This window comes from Nocardioides sp. NPDC101246 (assembly GCF_044767415.1).
Taxonomy (GTDB): domain Bacteria; phylum Actinomycetota; class Actinomycetes; order Propionibacteriales; family Nocardioidaceae; genus Nocardioides.
This window is the reverse complement of record NZ_JBIWNX010000007.1, coordinates 319288-338461: the sequence shown is the minus strand read 5'-3', so window position 1 is coordinate 338461 and position 19174 is coordinate 319288. Positions and strand designations below refer to the sequence as shown.

Below are 19174 nucleotides of genomic sequence, written 5' to 3'. Positions count from 1 at the left end.
ATTCGCTGAGCGTAGGAACTGGACGCTCTCCGGCGCACCACCCGAGAAGGGTGAGGCACCGGGCAGGGGCTCGCCCTCATCCGGTCCGGTCGGACGAGGCTCAGTCGCCGTCCCCACCACCGTCGACCGCGTCACCGCCACCTTCGGGACCGTGCGGGACCTCCTTCTCGAGCTGGTAGGCGATCGTCTCCTCCAGCGGCACCGACGGCGGGAGCTTGCTGAAGTCTTCCGGGGGCTGTCTCGTCATCCCCCGAGTATCGCCCCGGCTCAGCGCTCCCTGCTCGGAAATCCCGACAGCTCCCCGTGGGTAGATCGACCCACTACCCGCCGCGGGCGAATGCGCCGTTCGACCGACGCGGAGCCGCGAGGTGCGGACCTAGCGTCACCTGTATGGACACCACACACATCGAGACGATCATCATCGGCGCCGGCCAGGCGGGCTTGGCGACCGGATTCCACCTGCGGCGCCGCGGGCGTCCGTTCGTGATCATCGACGCGAACGCACGGGTCGGCGACAACTGGCGGCGGCAGTGGGACTCGCTCCGGCTCTACTCCCCTGCCAAGTACGACTCCCTGCCGGGCATGGCGTTCCCGGCGAAGAGGTGGTCGTTCCCCGGAAAGGACGAGGTCGCCGACTACCTGGAGACGTACGCCCGCACCTTCGAGCTCCCGGTGCGACTCGAGACCCGGGTCAGCGGGCTCGAGCGGGACGGGGACGGCTTCCGGGTGACCACCGACCGCGGCACCTGGACCTGCGACAACGTCGTGGTGGCGACCGGCTCCTTCGGCCGGACGCCGAACGTCCCGGCGATCTCGGCGCAGCTGGACCCCTCGATCCTGCAGCTCCACTCCAGCGAGTACCGCCGCCCCGGGCAGCTGCGCGAGGGCCCGGTGCTGGTCGTCGGCGCCAGCCACTCCGGCTGCGACATCGCCTTCGAGGTCGCCGAGTCCCGACCGACGATTCTGGCGGGCCGAGACTGCGGCCAGATCCCGCCGCGCCTGGAGTCGCCGGTGATGCACGTGATCTTCCCCGTCCTGCTCTTCGCCTGGCGCCACGTGATCACCCGGCGTACGCCGCTCGGGCGCAAGGAGATGCCCGAGATCCGCCGCCACGGCGGGCCGATGCTCCGCGTGAAGCGCTCCGACCTGACCGACCGTGGCGTCGAGCGGGTCACGTCCAGGATCGAGGAGGTCCGCGACGGGCTGCCCGTGGTCGACGGCACGCCGCGCGAGGTCGCCAACGTCGTGTGGGCCACCGGTTTCCGGCAGGCCTTCGGCTGGATCCACCTGCCGGTGCTCGACGAGGACGGCTGGCCGCGGGAGATGCGCGGCGTGGTGGCGGAGGCCGACGGGCTGTTCTTCTGCGGCCTCAGCTTCCAGTACGCCTTCAGCTCGATGCTGCTGGCCGGCGCCGGGCGCGACGCGGCCCTGATCGCCGACCGGGTCGTCTCCCGGATGCGACGGCCCGCTCTCGCCGCCTGATCCGAGTACGCTCTCCTGTGGAGGTGCCTGCCGTGGCCGACGTCCAGCTGGAGAGCGCTCGGTCCGCCTTTGCCTGCGGTGACTGGGGTGCGGCGTACGCCTCCTGGGCAGGTGTCGACCCCGACTCGCTCTCGGCCGAGGAGCTCGAGGACTTCGCCGTCGCCGCCGAGCTGACCGGGCACCACGACGACACCGTCACCGCCCTGCACGCGGCCTTCCGTCTGAGCCAGGAGGCAGCCGACCTCGGCCCCTCGGTCCGCTGCGCCTTCCGGATCACGATGACCGCGTACGTCCACGGCGAGGGCGCGCTCGCCCGCGGCTGGACCTCACGGGCGGAGAGCCTGGTCGCCGACGTCGAGGACGGCGTCGAGCATGGCTGGGTCGACTTCCTGCGGCTGTTCCGCGCGCTCGACGCCGGCGACTTCGACATGGCCGGCCGTTGCGCCGACGCGGTGGCCGAGCGTGGCCGGCGCTACGGCGAGGCCGACCTCACCGCGCTGGGGCTCAGCGCCCAGGGCCGGATGGCGCTCTACTCCGGGCGGGTCGCCGCGGGGCTCGCCCTGCTCGACGAGGCGATGGTCCGGGTGATCGCGGGCGAGGCCTCGCCGGTCGTGGCCGGGCACGTCTACTGCACCGCGATCGAGGGCTGCCAGGAGATCAGCGACTTCGGCCGGGTGGCGGAGTGGACCGCGGCCCTCGAACGCTGGTGCGCCGCTCAGCCCGGGCTGTTGACGTTCACCGGACAGTGCGCCGTCCACCGTGGCCAGCTGCTGCGGCTGCACGGCGAATGGCAGCAGGCCCTGGAGGAGTTCGAGCACGCGACTCGCCGCTACCAGGAGGTCCACGCGCCGGACGCGGCCGGGCTGGCGGCGTACGAGGCGGGCGAGGTGTTCCGGCTGCGCGGCGAGTACGCCGAGGCCGACGCCGCCTATGAGCGCGCGGCCGACCGGGGATTCGACCCGCAACCCGGCCTCGCGCTGCTCTGGTCTGCCCGCGGCCAGGGCGCGGCGGCGCTCGCCGCCGTCGAGCGGCTGCTGGTGGAGACCGATGGTCCCGTGCAGCGATGCCGGCTCCTGCCCGCCGCCGTCGAGGTGCTGCTCGGTGCCGGCGAGGGCGACCGGGCCCGGCGGGTCACCGCCGAGCTGGACGGGTTGGCCGGACACTTCGGCTGTGTCTGGCTCGACGCCGCGGCTGCGCACGCCCACGGCGCGGTCGAGCTGGCCACCGGCGACGCCGCCGGTGCTCTCCCCTACCTGCGCAAGGCACAGCAGCTGTGGGCCCGGGCCGAGGCGACCTACGAACGCAGCCAGGCGCGGCTGCTGACCGGGCGCGCCCTGGCCGGCGTCGGCGACACCGAGTCGTCGCGGCGCGAGCTCGAGGCGGCGCGTACCGTCTTTCGCCACATCGGTGCCCGGCCCGCCGCCGACGATGCCGACAGCCTCCTCGCTCCCGCTTCCCTGCCCGCCGGCCTCACCGCCCGGGAGGCCGAGGTCCTCCGCCTGGTCGCCTCCGGCCGAAGCAACGCTCAGATCGCCACCGATCTGGTCCTCAGCGAGAAGACCGTCGCCCGTCACCTCTCCAACATCTTCACCAAGCTCGACGTACGTTCCCGCACGGCCGCGACGGCCTTCGCCTTCGAGCACGGGGTGGTCTGACCCGAGGGTTTCCGGCAGTCGATGTAGCGGCTCATCTCACCCGGGCCGGATGAGGACGCCGCGACCTGGCTCGTTCGAGGATGACGGTGGGTCGGAAGAGGGAGGAAGTGGCCGCCGCGATGGACCAGGTACTGACGCGTCGGTCGACCCGGCTCAACCTCGGCGCCGCCGTCGCCTTCGTCCTCGGTGGCTCGTTGTTCGCGCTGGGGGCGGCGTTCGCCCAGCTCGAGGTGGTCAGCCTGCCGGTCGTCAACGTCACGTACCTGGTCGGGGGCTGCTTCTTCACGCTCGGTGGCTACGTCTCGATCCTGCTCACCGACGACACCGACGAGCGCAGGCGGGGCTTCCGGCAGCGCCCGCGCAGCTGGCTCAGCGCGTTCGTGCTGTTCGTGGGGACGCTGTTCTTCGCCGTCAGCCTGGTCGCTGCCTTCGCCGCGGGACTGACGCCGCGTCAGTCCGACGGGTGGATCTGGTTGCCGGACATGACCGGCTGTGTCTGCTTCCTGGCCTCCGGTCATCTGGCGATGCTCGACGTGGGTGAGGGCCGCGTTCGAGTGCTGCCCCAGCTGGTCGGCTGGTGGGTCGTCGCGGTCAACCAGCTCGGGTCGGTCCTCTTCTTCCTCGCCGGCCTCGCCGCCTTCATCCGGCCGGCGACATCGAGCGCGATCAATTCCGGGCTCGTCAACTGGGGGACGTTCGCCGGAGCCGTGTGCTTCGCGGTCGGCGGGGTCATCCAAGCAACCGACACACCCACTACGACAAGAACGGTGGTTCAGCCATGACACGACTCAGCGACACAGAGGCCGAAGCGCTCTACGGCAACCGGTTCCTGACCGAGGCGGCCCCGTCGACCGCCTTCCCCGAGAGCGGGATGCGACCGGTCGACGCGATGCGCCTGATCGGCGAGGACCTGGTGATGGAGGGTGACCCGCAACGCAACCTCGCGACGTTCGTGACCACGTGGATGGAGCCGGAGGCGCAGCGGATCATCGCCGAGAACCTGCACCGCAACTTCATCGACCACGCGGAGTACCCGATCTCCGCCGAGATCGAGCAGCGCTGCGTACGGATGCTCGCCGACCTCTACCACGCCCCCGGCGAGACGACCGGCTGTCGCACGCAGGGCTCGTCCGAGGCGATCATGCTCGGCGCCCTGTCCCTGAAGTGGAAGTGGAAGCAGCGCCGAGAGGCCGCGAACGCCTCGGTGGACCGCCCCAACCTGGTGTTCGGCGGTGACGTCCACGTCGTGTGGGAGAAGTTCTGCCGCTACTTCGACGTCGAGCCGCGGATCGTTCCGCTCGAGGAGAAGAAGTACACCATCGGCCCCGAGGTCGTGGCGCCGTACCTGGACGAGAACACCATCGGGGTCGTCGGTGTGCTGGGAACGACGTTCACCGGCCACATGGACGACATCGTCGGGATCAACCAGCTGCTGCTCGACGTCAAGAAGGACAAGGGCTTGGACATCCCGCTGCACGTGGACGCGGCCAGCGGTGGCTTCGTGTGGCCCTTCCTCTACCCCGACTCCCCGTGGGACTTCCGCCTCGAGCAGGTCCGCTCGATCAACGTCTCCGGACACAAGTACGGACTGGTCTACCCCGGCATCGGCTGGCTGGTGTTCCGCGAGAAGTCCGACCTCGCCGAGGAGCTGGTGTTCTACGAGAACTACCTCGGCAAGACCGACGCGACGTTCACCCTGAACTTCTCGACGGGTGCGGCGATGGTGCTGGCGCAGTACTACAACTTCGTGCGGCTGGGTCGCGACGGCTACACGTACGTCATGAAGCAGATGCAGCAGAACGCCAAGGCCCTGGCGAAGAACCTCCGCGACAGCGGCCGGTTCGAGGTGATCGGCGACGACCTCGAGCAGCTCCCGCTCGTGGCCTTCCGACTCACCGGCGACCGCACGACCTACGACGAGTCCGACATCGCCTGGCAGCTCTCGGCCGAGCGCGGCTGGATGGTGCCGGCGTACACGCTGCCGCCCAACGCGGAGAACGTGAAGATCATGCGCGCCCTGGTCAAGGAGACGATGAGTCGCGAGCAGGTCGAGCGGCTCACCCATGACCTCGCCGACGCCTGCGCGACGCTGGACGAGAAGGGCGGTGCCCATCCGTCGGAGCGGGCGCAGGTCAAGCGAGGAACGGGGTACTGAAGAATCGGTCAGAGGCCACGGATCCGGCAAAAGATCAACGTTGTCTTTACCCTGGCGGCCACTCATAGTTGACCCCCGGAAACGGAAGGCGGGGGTACGTGGGCGAGCAGGTGGGCAGGGCCGGTCAGGTCGACGAGGAGCAGCGGTCGGTCGACGCGATGTACGCGCTTCTCCATGCCGAGATGAGCGCGAGACGAGCAGCACAGGAGCGCGCGATCGCGGCTCCTGTGGACGGGCCGAGCGAGCGGTATGCCAGGGATCTCGAGGTCGCACAGCTCTCTGAGAGCATTCGACAGCTGCAGGCGGCGGAGCACTCGCTGTGCTTCGGACGGATCGACCGCTCCGATCAGGGCGCGTCATTGCACATCGGTCGGATCGGGTTGCGCACCGAGGCCGGCAACCCGCTGCTGATCGACTGGCGGGCCGATGCCGCGCGACCGTTCTACGCGGCGACGATGGCCGCACCGATGGGCGTACGCAGGCGCCGGCACCTACGCCTCGACGGCCGCGAGGTAGTCGACGTCAACGACGAGATCCTCGACGGTACGTCGCCGAGGGCCGTGGACCTCGTCGGGGACGGACCGCTCGTCTCGGCTCTGAGCACGGCGCGGACCGGGCGGATGCACGAGGCCGCGGCGACCCTTCAGACCGAGCAGGACGAGATCGTACGGTCCCCGCATCGCGGGGTCATGGTCGTCGACGGCGGTCCCGGTACCGGCAAGACCATCGTCGCGCTGCACCGCGCTGCCTATGTGCTGTACGCCTTCGCGTCGATCGCCGACCAGGGGGTGCTCGTCTTCGGACCCAACCGACGGTTCCTCACCTATATCTCCGAGGTGCTGCCCTCGCTCGGCGAGAACGACGTGCGGCTGGCGACGATGCCCGATCTGGTGGGCGTGGAGGCGACACGGACCGAGCCTGACCACATCGCGAGGATCAAGGGGCGGGCCACGCTCGCCGACGGCCTCGCCCGGTTGGTGCGGCAGCACCAGCCCCATGGCGTACCGCTGGAGCTGAAGACGACCCATGACACGGTGAGGCTCGACCCGGCCGTGGTCGACGCCGCTCGGCGCCAGGCGCTGCAGGGCGACATCGGGCACAACCCGGCTCGCGAGCTCTTCACCGAGTACGTCGTCGACGATCTGGTCAACGAGCTGGAGCGGAACACCGCGAAGGAGATCGCCGACTTCGAGGAGGAGCTCGAAGCGCACCTGGGCATCGATCTCGACCGCTTCACGGGCAACGAACCCTCCACGGATGATCTGGAGATCGACTGGGACACCATCCGCGAGGATCTCCTCGATGAACCGTCGATCGATCGAGCGATCAACCGGGTCTGGCCCCGACTCGTCGCCGACGAGCTCGTCCGCGACCTCCTGAACGACCTCGGCCTCGGCCGCGGCGATGGGTGGAGCGACGCAGATCTCGCTCTCCTGGACGAGGCCCGCGCTCTCGTCGACGGGGCCCCGGAGACCAGCTACGGCCACATCGTGGTGGACGAGGCCCAGCAGCTCTCCGAGATGCAGTGGCGTGCGCTGATGCGCCGCTGCCCGAACCGGTCGATGACGGTCGTCGGCGATCTCGCCCAGGCCGGCCCCTCGACCACCCTTCGGACCTGGGACGAGGCCCTGGAGCCCTTCGTCGGCGAGCGGTTCGCCCACCACCGGCTGACGGTCAACTACCGCACGACCACCGAGATCCTGCTCGCGACCGAACCGCTGCTGGCCGAGATCGCCCCGGATCAGCAGCTCTCCAGATCCATCCGGCACGGAGAGCAGCCACGCATCCTCAGCGTGACCGAGGAAGGCCTCTCCTCCACTCTGAGCACGCTGATCGCGGAGGTCGCCCGCGAACACCCGGGTGAGCTGATCGGAGTGATCGCGACGACCGAGCGCTCGCTGGCTCTGGAGGCCGAGAGGGACGTGGTCGGCGCCACGGTCGTCGCCGCACCCGAGGCTCGCGGCCTGGAGTTCGACACCGTGATCATCCTCGACCCTGCGGGCGTACGAGCCGCCGGCGACGCCGGTCCGCGCGACCTCTACGTCGCCCAGACGCGCGCCACCAAACGCCTCCTCAGCCTGGAGCTACGATCTCGACCGTGAGGCTCCCGAGGGGTGCGCTTCAGGTTGGGCACGGTTGAGGAAGTCCGAGAGTGGTCCCGGCATCTCCGCGCTCCGGTCCCCCCAGTCATAGACAACGCAGGTCCTGGCGATCAAGTCGTGGAAAGAACGATGTTCACGCTGCACCACGATCAGGAGCAGGCCGATCCCGAGGAACACCACACTGAGGGGAAGCACCAGAGTCCTGACGAACATCGTGCGCACCCCTGGTGCCGTGCCGTCGGCGCGTACGACGCGCAGTCCGGTCAGTCCCTTGCCCATCGTCCGGCCGGTGATGGCGAGGCTGATGAAGACGTAGGAGAAGGCCCAGATCGTGAAGGCAGCGATCCCGAGCAGGCTCGAGCGATCGTCGGTGAGCGACCTGGACGTGAACGTCGCGAGCAGGAAACCGAACCCGGCGACGCCCACCGTGTAGAGGCCGGCGATGAGAAGACCGTCGATGGCAGCGGCAGCTGCCCTGCTGATCGCTCCCGCATAGTGTCCGGACACCGAGCGGCGCACCCGGCGGGCCCTCGCGCTGCCGTTGCCGGGGTCGGGCGTTCCTCGTCGGGCCGCAACCAGGCTGGACGGCCCCTCGCGTAGCTCGTCCTCGCTCCGTCGCATCAGCCGGTCCACGACCCGGTCGACGACGACGTCGAGCCCCACCAGCTGTCGCCGGGCGACGTCGAGTGCGGATCCGGCCATCGAGTAGGTGCTCTCCGCCACGATGTCGGGGATGCCCGAGCGGCGTACGAGCGCCTCCACGTCGACGTCCCGCAGCAGGGCGTCCATGTCGACGTCGGCGAGGAGCGTGTTGAGGTCGACCCGCGCGAGCAACGCATCGATATCGACCCGCGCCAGGACCGCGTCGAGGTCCACCCGGCTGAGCAGAGCGTTGAGGTCGACGTGTTCCAGGACGATATCGGGGTCGACCGTGACGACGACCCTTTCCGTCACCGCCCCGGCGACCCGACCCAGGAGCCTCTTGCTGTTCTGCCGACCCTCGGTCATGACGTCGCCGGCTCGGACACGCGGAGCGTCACGGCGATCAGCCGGTCCGGAACCGACGCACGTCGGGGTCGTCGCCTCGTCGTGCGAGCAAGATTCCCATCGCAGGTTCCGCCTCCTCCAGTCGTGGATCGCTGGCAGCCTAGGTTTGTCTGATCTGTCGCTCATCACCCAGACCGGGTGAATCAGCGGCCTCGGAAGCGGCCGCTCCCTGCACTGTGCGGTCGCCGCTTCGACGCGGTCCCAGAGTGGGTATCGGAGGCGGTTTCAGGCAGCCGGAAACGAAACTGGCTCTGACCGGTTTTCCCAGGTCAGAGCCAGTTTGTTTCGGTCGAGGTGACAGGATTCTGAACTTGGGGTTTAGGCCGGCGGGGCAACGATGGCACGACTGCGCGGCCTCACCCGAGGGCAATGCGCGTCGTACGAAACTCATCGCGGAAGTCGACAGGTCGGTGGTGCCGACCGTCCAGGGAGTCTTCGATTGTGCCAAGTCCGCCCACGCCGTCCCCGACATGACGTTGGATCTCAACTCGGAACCATCGTTCGACCTTCAGACGACCCTCGAAGCGGCGGGTGCCGATCTGGCGCCGCTCACGGCTCTTGACGATGTCGACACACCCGACTTCACGATTCCCGAACTCGACCGTGTGCAGCGGGTCCTCGACAGCTGCGGCCCCAACACGGTCGGAAACCCCGACATCGACTTCTGGCACCTCACGCAGGAGACGTTCATGCGACTCCGCAGTCTCATTCTCTGACTACGCCGAGTCGCGGAGCCGATGCGACGGCGGCAGCAACTGCTGAGTCGTTGAGTCGCTCCGACACCGTTGCGCTCGCGACCTCGGGGGCGAGCACCTCGGAGAACTTCAGGCCCTCCACCGCCCGTTGCGACACCGCCGAACGGACCTGGGGCCAGTCGACACCATCGATCGGACGAGACAGCGCGTTGGCCGCTTCGGGGCCCTTCAGCTTGACCCTGAAGTTGTCCGGGCGTTGTGCCTCGTCTGCGATGCCAGGCAAGGCGGCGATCAAGGTTGCGTTTGCGCGTGCCCCCGCCCACGTCCACCAGTACGCCTCGTCACCATCGCGTAGCACCACGAGACCCCGAGACGACACCTCGGTTGAACGCTCCAGCCGCAGTTCACTCAGAGCCGCACGGGCTCGATTGGACAGCGTCACTTCGGGATCCTCGCCGAGAAGTACGTCGCGCTGCGCTCGAGCGAGTGCGGCGCTGAGCGGGGCCGACTCCCCCATCCAGCGCATTCTCGCTGGCGCATCGCTCGGTTCGACGAAGCAGCGGCGCCGCTTCCAATCGATGTGAGTCACCTTCCAGGCCCGTGCCCCTAGGACGATGACCCGGGGTCCCTGAACCTCCCGCGTGAGCACGATCGGGTCGACCGAACCAAGCTCCTGACGGCCGGCGAGGACCTTGAACTCCGGGCTGGCGGTGAACACGGAGACCAGGTCCATGAAGTTGCGGCGGCCGAACCGTCGCTCGGCCGTAGGCCCAATGAAGAGCATCCCAGAGTCGCGCTCGAGATGTCCGGACTCGACCAGCCACGCGATGATCTCGTCGGCATGGTCGTCGAAGATCGACAAGCCGTTCCACCATTCGCTCCACAGATGCTCGCCGACGCGTCCCTCCTGTAAGCACAGCGCCAGGATCTGCTGGGCAGCGATGTGCCGCGGGGATGGCGGGGCGACCACTGGCTCGACGTACCCGCGAGACCACAGCAGCAACATTCCGGCCGCCTGAAGCAGACCGGCCTCAGTGGTGGTGAGAAAGAGCGCGTTGCGCGTGGTCCCGGGCCGCCGCCCCGTACGCCCCAACCGCTGCAGGAACGAGGCAACTGTCGATGGAGCGTTGATCTGGATCATCCGGTCCAGGTCGCCGACGTCGATGCCGAGCTCAAGTGTCGAGGTGGAGACGATGACGCAGTCGCGGGCTTCGGCGAAGGCTTGCTCGGCCCGCCGACGCTCGTCGATCGAGAGCGACGAGTGCGAGACAAACGTGGTCACCTCACGCGCCCGCAAAGCATGCGCAAGCTCTTCGACCTCACGGCGGGACTCGCAGAAGACCAGCCGCTTCTCCCCCGCGTGCAACAGGGAGATCACCTTCGCGGCGTTCGCCAGCGACCCCACATGGTCCAGCGTGACCTCACCCGACGGGCGCCCGGACCCTGTCACTACATCAGGAGCCACCACGGACGCTGGTCGCTCGCCGGCGGATGAGCCCTGCAACCATGTCAGCAGCTCGTCGGGGTTGCCCACGGTGGCCGACAATCCGATCCGTTGGATCGGACGTCCCGCCAGGCGTTCCAAGCGCTCCAGGACCGCGAGCAGGTGCCACCCGCGATCGTCGCCGGCGAACGCGTGCACCTCGTCGACGACGATGGCACGCAGGTTGGCGAAGTGACGGTGGGGATCGACCTTGGTCGAGACCAGCATCGCCTCCAACGACTCTGGTGTGGTCAGCAGGAGGTCAGGCGGCTCGGTGAGCATCCGCTGCCGCGCAGGCTGACCAGTGTCGCCATGCCACAACTGCGCTCGGCGTCCCAGCCAGTCCGCGTACCCGGCGATTCGTGGCTCCAGGTTGTTGAGCAGCGCCCGCAGCGGACAGACGTAGAGGACCGAGAGCCCCTGCCAGCGCTCGTCGGTCATCCGGCTGAGGATCGGGAACACGGCAGCCTCGGTCTTGCCGCCGGCCGTTGGGGCCAGCAAGAGACAGTCCTCGCCGCGTACGACCGGATCGACCGCGGCCGCCTGCAGCGGCCGCAGCGATGGCCACCCGAGGGTGTTGACGATGTGATGCTCCAGCGCCGGATCGAGCCCGGTCACGGCCTCGTCACCCGTCCAGGGTGATGTCGTCGACGCTGGTTGCAGGCGCCGCGTGTGCCTCGCGTTCAACGTCGGTTAGCTCCGTGGAGGTCACGGTGAGTCGGTAGTCGCGGCGGGGGTCGAAGTCGTCGTAGAGGTCGACACGGTCCAGCACGTCGGCGATCAGCTTCTTCAGGAACAGCCGGGGCGCGACGCCGACCTTGCCGCCCAAGGAGCCGCCGACGGCGAGCGCGAGCGTGCGGATGTACGCGTCATCGACCGTCTCGCGGATTCGATCCGGCGACGACGCACCGGCGGCGTAGATGTCTCGCACCCGAGCGCCGAGCTCGACCAGTGAGTCGGTGGTGAACCCGGGAAGACGGATTTGAGGTGCCCGCGGGTTGTCCCAGCGCGGATCGGTCTGGAAGTCCGTAGCCACTCGTTGTGCCAACGGTGGCAGTCGTTGCATCCCCTGAGTGCCGTCGTAGAAGGCTGGGGTGCCAGTCATGAGCACATACAGCCCCGGGTAGCGGCCGCCGTCGATCTCATCGAGGAGCTGTCGCAGTGCGTTGAGCGACTTCTCGCGTACGTCCGAGCGCATCCGTTGCAGCGTCTCGACCTCATCGAGCACGATCACCAACCCGGCGTACTCAGAATCACGAAGCACGGTGAGCAGGCCCTGAAGGAAACCCAGGGCACCGAAGTGGTCCAGATCGCCGCGAACGCCGGCAGCACGTTTCACCGACGCGGAGACGTGCGGCTGACCACCGAGCCAGGCCAACAGTCCCTCAGCCTGCGCCGTGTCACCAGTCGCCTCAGCGAGACGGTACTGACGCAGCGCAGCCGCGAACGCTGGGGCTTCTTTCGAGACCACAGCCAAGCGCTTGTCGAGCAGCTCCAGGACTGCCGCGGTCGATCCCTCGGCCGCGTCCGAGTCGAGCAGGTAGAACCAACCGTCGACCACGTCGCGCAGGGCGCCGGACGGAGTTGTCGGGGTGGAGAGGTTCTCCACGATGCGCCGGTAGACAGTCTCCAGCTTGTGAAGCGGCGTCTCCGTCTCACTGATCTGGATCTCAGCCGTCGCGAAGTCACCCTTCTTGGCCCGCTCCGTCAGCCAACGAGAGAAGAACGTCTTACCCGACCCGTACTCGCCGCGGACGGCCTTGAACCCCGCGCCACCGCCCGCGGCCGAGGCCAGCTCGGCATCGATGGCACCCTCGAAACGTGCCAAACCGACGGCGAGAACGTCGAGCCCTTGCCGTGGCACCGTGCCTCGGCGCAACGCGTCGATGATGTCGCGCCGGCGCCGCGGGCTCAGCGCCGGCGCACTCATCGGGCCGCCTCGAGCTCGAACTGGTCTTGGAGCATGTCCACATCGAGACGGTACGTCACCCCGTCGTTGTCGAGCTCGACAACGGCGTATCCGTCGATGTTCACCAGGCGGCGCACCGCGGCGAACACCTGTCCGATGTCGGTCGTCGCGATGCCCGCTGCGGATGCCACCGCGTCACGGTGTGCGCGACCGCCCCTAGCGTAGAGCGCCCGTAGGAATGCCTCCACCTTTCCAGCATCCCGAGCGAGCCGTCGGGCACGGCTGAGCTGATCGGCGTACGCGGCCGATGCCAGGAGTGCGTCGATCAGATCGCTGGCACCAGCCGGTGAGATTGCCGGTGCAGCCTCGACCGCGAAGAGGGCGTCCTGGTCGGTGGGTGCCTTCGACTTTGCTCGCTTCTTCGGCTTGGGCGGAGCCGGTTTCGGGGCACCGGCAAGCGCAGGCTCAAACCACCACTCGGGCGTCTGAGGCTTCGCCGGCACCCAGCCTGCAGGCGACTTTTCCGCACTGGCACGCCGGAAGACCAGCACCGGCACGGTGATCTCGGCAAGGCTCGCACCGCCGTGATAGCCCGCGCGCCGTGGCCCGAAATGCACGTCTTCTCGCCACAGCAGCACTGCCTGCCCGTCCTCGGCCACGACCCGCGGACCGTTGACCAGGATCTCGCCCTCCCCCACCGGGTTCGCCGCAGCATGCCACCGGGCATCAGCCCCGCGCAGCGAGCGAGCCTGGCTCTCGCGTTCGACGATGTGGCCATGGTCGGAGGTGACGATCACCGTACGCCGCGCTGCCAGTGCCGCCTCCAGGAGCGCCCGCATCGGGGCGAGCTGGTCGAGGCGCCACTCCCAGCCGGAGGTGTCGTTCTTGTGGATCGCATCGTCGATCGCATTGATCACCACACCTACGACCGGCACCGACTGGTCGTTGACGGCATCAGCGACATGCCGTGCGAGGCTGGCACCCCCGCTCGAGCGCAGGTCGTCCTTGTGGAAGAGCACCGACTTCGGGAACGCTTCGGCAAGGCCGCGCTTCTCGACACCGCCGTCGCCCTGGCAGACCTTCCCCGAGAGCAACGAAGCTCGCGAGATCTGGGTCAGGCTGGGCAGAACGGCCACGGCGCCCATGCGGCGCGATGTCGCCTCTGGAACGTGCTCGACCAGGCCGAGGCGAGCGATCTCACCAGCGATTCCGGTGGCAACCGCAGCGCTGAGCCCATCGAGGACGATCAACAACACACCGTCGCCCGCGGCGCGCCATGGGTGTACGACATCGGAGAGCACTCGCTCGACGCCGATCGCCGACATGCCCAAGGTCGCAGCGACACCGTGGGTCACGGCCTCGGGAAGCCGTGAGGCGGCGATCTCATCGCGTACCCGTCGACGCGCGCGTACCTTCTCCACGAGCCCTCGATACGCACCGGATACCTCCGGGTCATCGGAACCGTTCCAGATGACCCCAAGCGCAGCATCTACCCATGCACCATCGTCAATCTGACGGGCGAGGTCCTCGGCCAGGCTCGAAGTGCTGGCCTCAATGGTCGCGAGCCAACGATGAAGGCGTACGGCCATTGCTGGTGCTTCAGCGCCGGCTGCATCGCGGTGGTCCTGAAGAGCCGCGAACGCCTCCTCGACGCCCTCGCCACCGACCAGCGCAGAACCCAATGTGCGCAGCCGCGCGGCATATCCCGGTGCCAGCACCGTCGACCGTTCAGCCCCGGCCGGCCAGTTGAGGTCGTCCAGCAGAGCCTCGGCCTGCTTCAAGGCGATCGCAATCTCCGGCGTGGCATCGAGGCCACTGCGGAGCACGGTCGCCTTGGCGGACTGCGCGACGGTCTTTGCCTCCTGGACCGAGATCGCCTTTCCGTCGATGTAGCGCTCGACCCGTGCACGCGCGGCGACCTGCAGCTCTTCGGGCGAGGCGCCGTCATCCGGCCACAGCACGTCGAGCGCCAAACCGACGGCCAGCGGTGTCACATGCTCTTGCCGCTGGGCCACCCTCAGTGCGAAGGCTGCTGCTGGGCCCAGCTCGTCACCACTCCAGTTGATCAGGTGCCGACGCAACGTCTCGTCGACGGCGACCCACGCCGTTCGTACCTCCCGACGTCCGAGCGCAAACAGCACGCCCGCCTCATCGAGCTGGTGGGAGGCGCCGAGGCCGAGCACTTCGGCGGTCAACGCACCAATCGCATGGGATGTGGTGACGGAGAGCTCCGGCGAACGCGGCCATCCGTCGACGGGCTTGTGGTCCAAGAGGGCCGTGGCAGCCCAGGTCAGTCGCCGTAGGTCATGGTCTACTTCCCGAGCGCCCGTGAAGAGCTGCGGTACGGCCTCCCACTCGTCCGGCATCTCCACGTGCTGCCGATGTACGCGCGTGAGCACCGCCTGTCCCAGGTCCGAGGTCGGCCGGTCGGTGAGAACGACGGCGTACTCATCAGCGGTCAGGTTCGCGAGGATGTCCAGGATGGCGAGCTGGGAGACCGCGGGAAACACCCGTACGACCCGCTCTCCAACCTTCACATCACCGTGATCCCACGACGGCTGCGCGCGCAGCAGCAGCACCCGCGCCTCGTCGTTCGACGAGACCAGGGCGGCAGCACGCTGCTGCACCATCGCCGGCGAGACTGCGACCGTACGCATCGGCGCACCATCCACCGAGGTAGGGCTCACTCCCATCGCCATTCCACCCGGATCCGCTTGCCTTCGACCGGGTTCGCCAGCTGCTGCACCAGCTCGAACGCGAGCTGCTCGGCATCGGTCGCCTTCTCGATGGCCACCGAGTATGCCTGGCGAGCGCGCTCGGCCGCCTCCTGCTGCCTCCGGTCGAACTCAGCGCGTTCACGCTCAGCACGCTCTGCGGCCTCGCGCCGCTGACGCTCGAACTCCTCACGCTCCCGTGTCGCGCGTTCGGCAGCCTCGCGCTGCTGGCGCTCGAACTCCTCACGCTCGGAACGCAGCCGCTCCTGCTCCGCGAGCAGCGTCTGGGCTTCGGCCTCCTTGCGACGCTGCTCCTCGATCTCCTGATCGGTTGGGCCCGCCTGGCGCCGCTGCTCGATCAAGATCGCAGTCACCTCGTCGGCAGCCTGCTTGAGGGCGGGCTTCAAGCCGCCGTCGGCCCGAAGCGACAGCTCGTCCGCGGCTGCTGCCGCCCGCAGCGTACGCAGTGCCGACTCGGCCCGTTCACCGTCCAGCCCGGACAGTCGGTCAAGCAACCCCCAGTTCGCACCACGGAGCGCACCGGAGATCTCGCCAGCACTCGCGATCGCACGACCCAAGGTAGCCAGCTCCCCCGGCAGGTCGAACTCTGCCAGCGCCTGCACCTGACCGATCGGCTCGCCATCGGGACGGATGACAGCAAGCAGATCTCGCGCCCGGCGAGCAGTCGCGAGCCGCGGGCTGACCTCGTCGAGCCCGAGCACCGCCTGATGCTGCTCGAGACGTACGACCAGATCACTCACCGCCGCCGCGTACTCCTGGACCTTGCCGGCGAGCTTGCGCCCGACGCGGTCCACCGCGGCCGAGGAGAGGTGGTACTCCTGCGCACCTACACCGAAGAGAGCCTTCGCCCGCTCCAGCGCCCGCGCCCACTCCTCGTCGGGCGGCAGCACCGGGTGCTGCAGTACGACATCAGGAGTGAGCGCGCCGATCGCCACCTCGCCCATCGAGGACCCATAGCGGCGGAAGGTACGGTCGGTCATCGCACCCCAGGCCAGCACCAGCAGGTCCTGGAGGTCGGCGGTCAGCCCGTAGGGCGCCAGCACCTCTCGCAGCTCACCGACACTGGGGTCGCCGGTGGCAGCGACCTTCACAAACTGATCCTGCCAAGCGAAGTGGACCGGGTCGAGGACATAGGTGACCTCCGCCAGGCGCCCGATGCCGAAGGCATCGACCACCCGACGAACCTTGGCCGCAGCGGCCCGTTCGACCTGCTCGATCCGCCCGCCGCCGGCCATCGCCCGGCGGGCGAGGTCGAGCACCGCGTTGAGCTCGGGGCGGCGTACTTCTTCGTCCGGCCGGTCGAGCTTTGGGTGCTGTGCGAACCGTCCGTCGAGAGCGCCGTTGAGCGCGGCCACCGCTGCGCCGCGCAGAGTTGGCGCGGCCGGCTTAAGCGGGTCGTAATCCGATGCCAGCGTCTGGAAGACCCGCCCATCGGGCACCATGTCACCCAACTGATCCTCGGTGGCCGAGGCGGTACCGTAAGCCTGGAACAACGAGGTCTTGATCTGCTCACGGAGCGAGTCGCGTTGGTTGGCCAACTGGCGTCGGGCAGGCTCGCGGTCGCTTGGCGCTAGGTTGGTCGCGTACTGGTCGAAACGAGTGCCGGTCAGCAGATACTCCAACTGCACCAGCTTGCCGACATCGTCCATCCGGGCCGCGGTCATGAAGTGTGGAACCCAAACGACCGTGTCGGTGAACCGCTGCTCGTCGCGCAGCTGGCGCAGCCGTTCCAGGTCATCAGTCGGTGGCCGCTGCTTGTCGTCGAACGGATAGTCGACCACCAGTCGCCAGCGACCGTCCACTGCTTGCAGAGCAGCGTCTGGCAGGCCCTGCTTGTCGCGTACGTTGCCGAAGACGACATCCACCGACCGCTTCTGGCCACGCCAGACGTGGGTTAGCGCATACTCGCTGCCGAGCGTTCCTGTCGTCTCGGCACCAATTTCCTCGGCTAGCAGCTGCCGCAGCAGCGTACGCCGGTTGGCGGGCTGGTCCTCGGTGGCCACGTGCACCAGGATCGAATCCAGGTCGATCCCGGAGAGCTGCAGGCTGACGATCGGGTCGTTGCTCTGATGGCCGACAGTGATCTCACCGAACTCGGCAGCCCACTCCTTGACCTTCGCCACCACCTGGCTGGCCTCCTGGCCCGGCAGCATCGAGACCACGGTGCCGAAGTTGAGCGCCGCCAGCTTCGATGCACTCAGGTCCTTCAGGGAGGTAGCCGCGGGCACGATCGCCGCGACCAACAGGGTCTTCGCCAGCCGGTCGTCGCGCCGGAAGTTGTGTGCGCGCGGAAGTACCTTCGCCTCCGAGTCCTTCAGGCTGTGCCGGTTGAGCAGGTAGGGCCGCATCTTGTGGCTGTAGAACGTGCGCGCCGCCTTGAACAGCGCCTGCATCTCCTTGGTCAGCGGATCGGAGTCACCCAACACCGCCACATCGAAGAGGTCACCGACCCCGATCACGTCCCCGACCGTCAGATCTTCGCGACCGCGGGAGAGCAACTCGCTCATAATCTTCAGGGCCGTACGCTCCCGCTGCATCACCGTCGAAAGCGCGATCATCGCGTCGACCAGCGCCGGCGAGAACGGGTAGACCATCGCGAAGTCCATCGCGCCGGAGCCGGCCTCGTCGGTCAGCAGGTGCTTGTACGCAACCGGGTTGGCCCGCACCTTCGCAACCGCCGCATCCAGGGCTGCCTTCCCCTCGGCGCTGGCCGGCGTGAGCAGTCGCTTGTGCACGATCTCAGGCAGGTTGGCCGCAGGCAGATCGATCCTCTCGAACCGGCCCTCCCACCACTGGAACGAGTCCGCCAGCGCCACCTGCTCGGCGCCGCCGGAACCGCCACCGAGGAACTCCTTCAGCTCACGCTGCCGTGCCACGAACGAGACCACGGGCACCGGCAGGGTGCCCGTACCGGTCTCGACCAGCTTGGCGATCTTCTCGGTCTCGGTCTTGATGAATGTCGTCTCACCGAGCTTGCCCGAGAGCCAAAGCACCAGCTCGTCGAGGAAGAGCACGATCCCGTCGTAGCCGAGCGACTTGGCATGTGCCGTCATAGCCGCCAGGCCCGAGGACATGTCCAGCCACGTGCCGGTCCGCTCGAAGGCCGGGAAGTAGTGCTTGATCAGTGCGGCCACGACCACCTGCCTCGCGCCGTCACCCGGAGCAGCGCGACGAGCCGCGTCGAACGACTCTGGCGTCACCGACGCGCTCTCATACGACCCGAAGCCGCCACCGGACGAGGTCGTCGGGAATTTGGCGAAGAACGCCTCATCGCCCATCTGCTCGCGGAAGCCCTGCGCGTTCTCCAAGAGCGCATCGGAGCGATGGAGCACCGGCGCACCAGCGTCCGGGTGCAGGCGCTTGACCGTGTTGAGGTAGCCCTCGAAGAGTGCCGCCTCGACCGACTCAGCGCCGACGAAGTGGTAGTCGACCGCCAGGAACCGCTTCTCCAGCAGCGCCTCATGCTTAGCGACCACGTCCTGGAGCCCGGTCACCGCCCGGGCCCGCGATTCGCCGGTGAGCAGGAGGTGCATCACCGCCATGTAGTGCGATTTACCAGCACCGAAGGAGCCATGAATGAAGGCGCCCTTCGACGCTCGGCCGGACAGCGTCGCGGCCACCATCTTCAGTCCCTTGTCGAACGCCTCCGCGATCGACTCAGTCACCACATAGTCCCGCAGAGTCCCGGCCGGATCCTCCTGGGCCCGGTCGATCTGGAGGACAAAGTCGGCATCGTGGACGGTCAGCGGGATGTCGATTGCATCGCGCAGCGGGGTAGCAAGAGCAGGAGTCATGACGGTCTTCATTCTTACCTACTCCGGCCGCTGATGTGACGGACCCGGCGGATCGCGCGCGTTCGCGCCCACCGAGCCTATCGACGGGTCACAGGTTCCGGTCTCGATTTACCCCGG

12 protein-coding genes are annotated in these 19174 nt (G+C 68.2%); 6 read left to right on the top strand and 6 right to left on the bottom strand.

Translation table 11 applies throughout. The annotated features are described in order from the left end of the window. Positions 1-100 precede the first annotated feature (100 nt). Positions 101-247, bottom strand: coding sequence for a hypothetical protein (locus ACIRON_RS15740; RefSeq protein WP_378731928.1), 147 nt, complete (start codon positions 245-247; stop codon positions 101-103). A gap of 143 nt (positions 248-390) precedes the next feature. Between ACIRON_RS15740 and ACIRON_RS15735 the strand changes: the two genes are divergently transcribed. The 5 genes from ACIRON_RS15735 to ACIRON_RS15715 all read left to right on the top strand — a co-directional run bounded on the left by ACIRON_RS15735 (position 391) and on the right by ACIRON_RS15715 (position 7394). Then, on the top strand, positions 391-1482 hold the full coding sequence (locus ACIRON_RS15735) for a flavin-containing monooxygenase (protein WP_402993198.1): 1092 nt from the start codon (positions 391-393) through the stop codon (positions 1480-1482). Between the two features lie 32 nt (positions 1483-1514). After that, complete coding sequence (locus tag ACIRON_RS15730; protein WP_402993197.1) at positions 1515-3137, top strand: LuxR C-terminal-related transcriptional regulator; 1623 nt, start codon at positions 1515-1517, stop codon at positions 3135-3137. An 86-nt stretch (positions 3138-3223) separates the two neighbouring features. Beyond that, a complete protein-coding gene (locus tag ACIRON_RS15725) occupies positions 3224-3919 on the top strand; it encodes a hypothetical protein (RefSeq protein WP_402993196.1) in 696 nt (231 codons plus the stop codon). Further along, positions 3916-5292, top strand: coding sequence for a glutamate decarboxylase (locus ACIRON_RS15720; RefSeq protein WP_402993195.1), 1377 nt, complete (start codon positions 3916-3918; stop codon positions 5290-5292). The genes ACIRON_RS15725 and ACIRON_RS15720 overlap by 4 nt, the downstream gene beginning before the upstream one ends. A 98-nt stretch (positions 5293-5390) precedes the next feature. Beyond that, positions 5391-7394 carry a HelD family protein gene (locus ACIRON_RS15715; RefSeq protein WP_402993194.1) on the top strand — a complete coding sequence of 668 codons (2004 nt, stop codon included), beginning with the start codon at positions 5391-5393 and terminating at the stop codon, positions 7392-7394. Here ACIRON_RS15715 and ACIRON_RS15710 read toward each other — a convergent pair. Continuing rightward, a complete protein-coding gene (locus tag ACIRON_RS15710) occupies positions 7377-8402 on the bottom strand; it encodes an RDD family protein (RefSeq protein ID WP_402993193.1) in 1026 nt (341 codons plus the stop codon). The two genes, ACIRON_RS15715 and ACIRON_RS15710, sit on opposite strands and share 18 nt — an antisense overlap. 452 nt (positions 8403-8854) lie before the next feature. On the opposite strand from ACIRON_RS15710, the gene ACIRON_RS15705 reads away from it, so the two are divergent. Further along, on the top strand, positions 8855-9157 hold the full coding sequence (locus tag ACIRON_RS15705) for a hypothetical protein (RefSeq protein ID WP_402993192.1): 303 nt from the start codon (positions 8855-8857) through the stop codon (positions 9155-9157). Here ACIRON_RS15705 and ACIRON_RS15700 read toward each other — a convergent pair. The 4 genes from ACIRON_RS15700 to ACIRON_RS15685 are packed head-to-tail and all read right to left on the bottom strand — an operon-like array spanning position 9147 to position 19069. Then, positions 9147-11237: a DEAD/DEAH box helicase gene (locus ACIRON_RS15700; RefSeq protein ID WP_402993191.1), complete on the bottom strand. Its 2091-nt coding sequence runs from the start codon at positions 11235-11237 to the stop codon at positions 9147-9149. The genes ACIRON_RS15705 and ACIRON_RS15700 overlap by 11 nt on opposite strands. 7 nt (positions 11238-11244) lie before the next feature. After that, positions 11245-12549, bottom strand: a complete 1305-nt coding sequence (brxD, locus tag ACIRON_RS15695; protein ID WP_402993190.1) for a BREX system ATP-binding protein BrxD — start codon at positions 12547-12549, stop codon at positions 11245-11247. Further along, positions 12546-15185: a BREX-2 system phosphatase PglZ gene (gene pglZ, locus ACIRON_RS15690; RefSeq protein WP_402993189.1), complete on the bottom strand. Its 2640-nt coding sequence runs from the start codon at positions 15183-15185 to the stop codon at positions 12546-12548. Before pglZ ends, brxD begins: the two co-directional genes overlap by 4 nt. A gap of 26 nt (positions 15186-15211) precedes the next feature. Then, positions 15212-19069, bottom strand: coding sequence for a DUF6079 family protein (locus tag ACIRON_RS15685; protein WP_402993188.1), 3858 nt, complete (start codon positions 19067-19069; stop codon positions 15212-15214). Between the last annotated feature and the right edge of the window lie 105 nt (positions 19070-19174).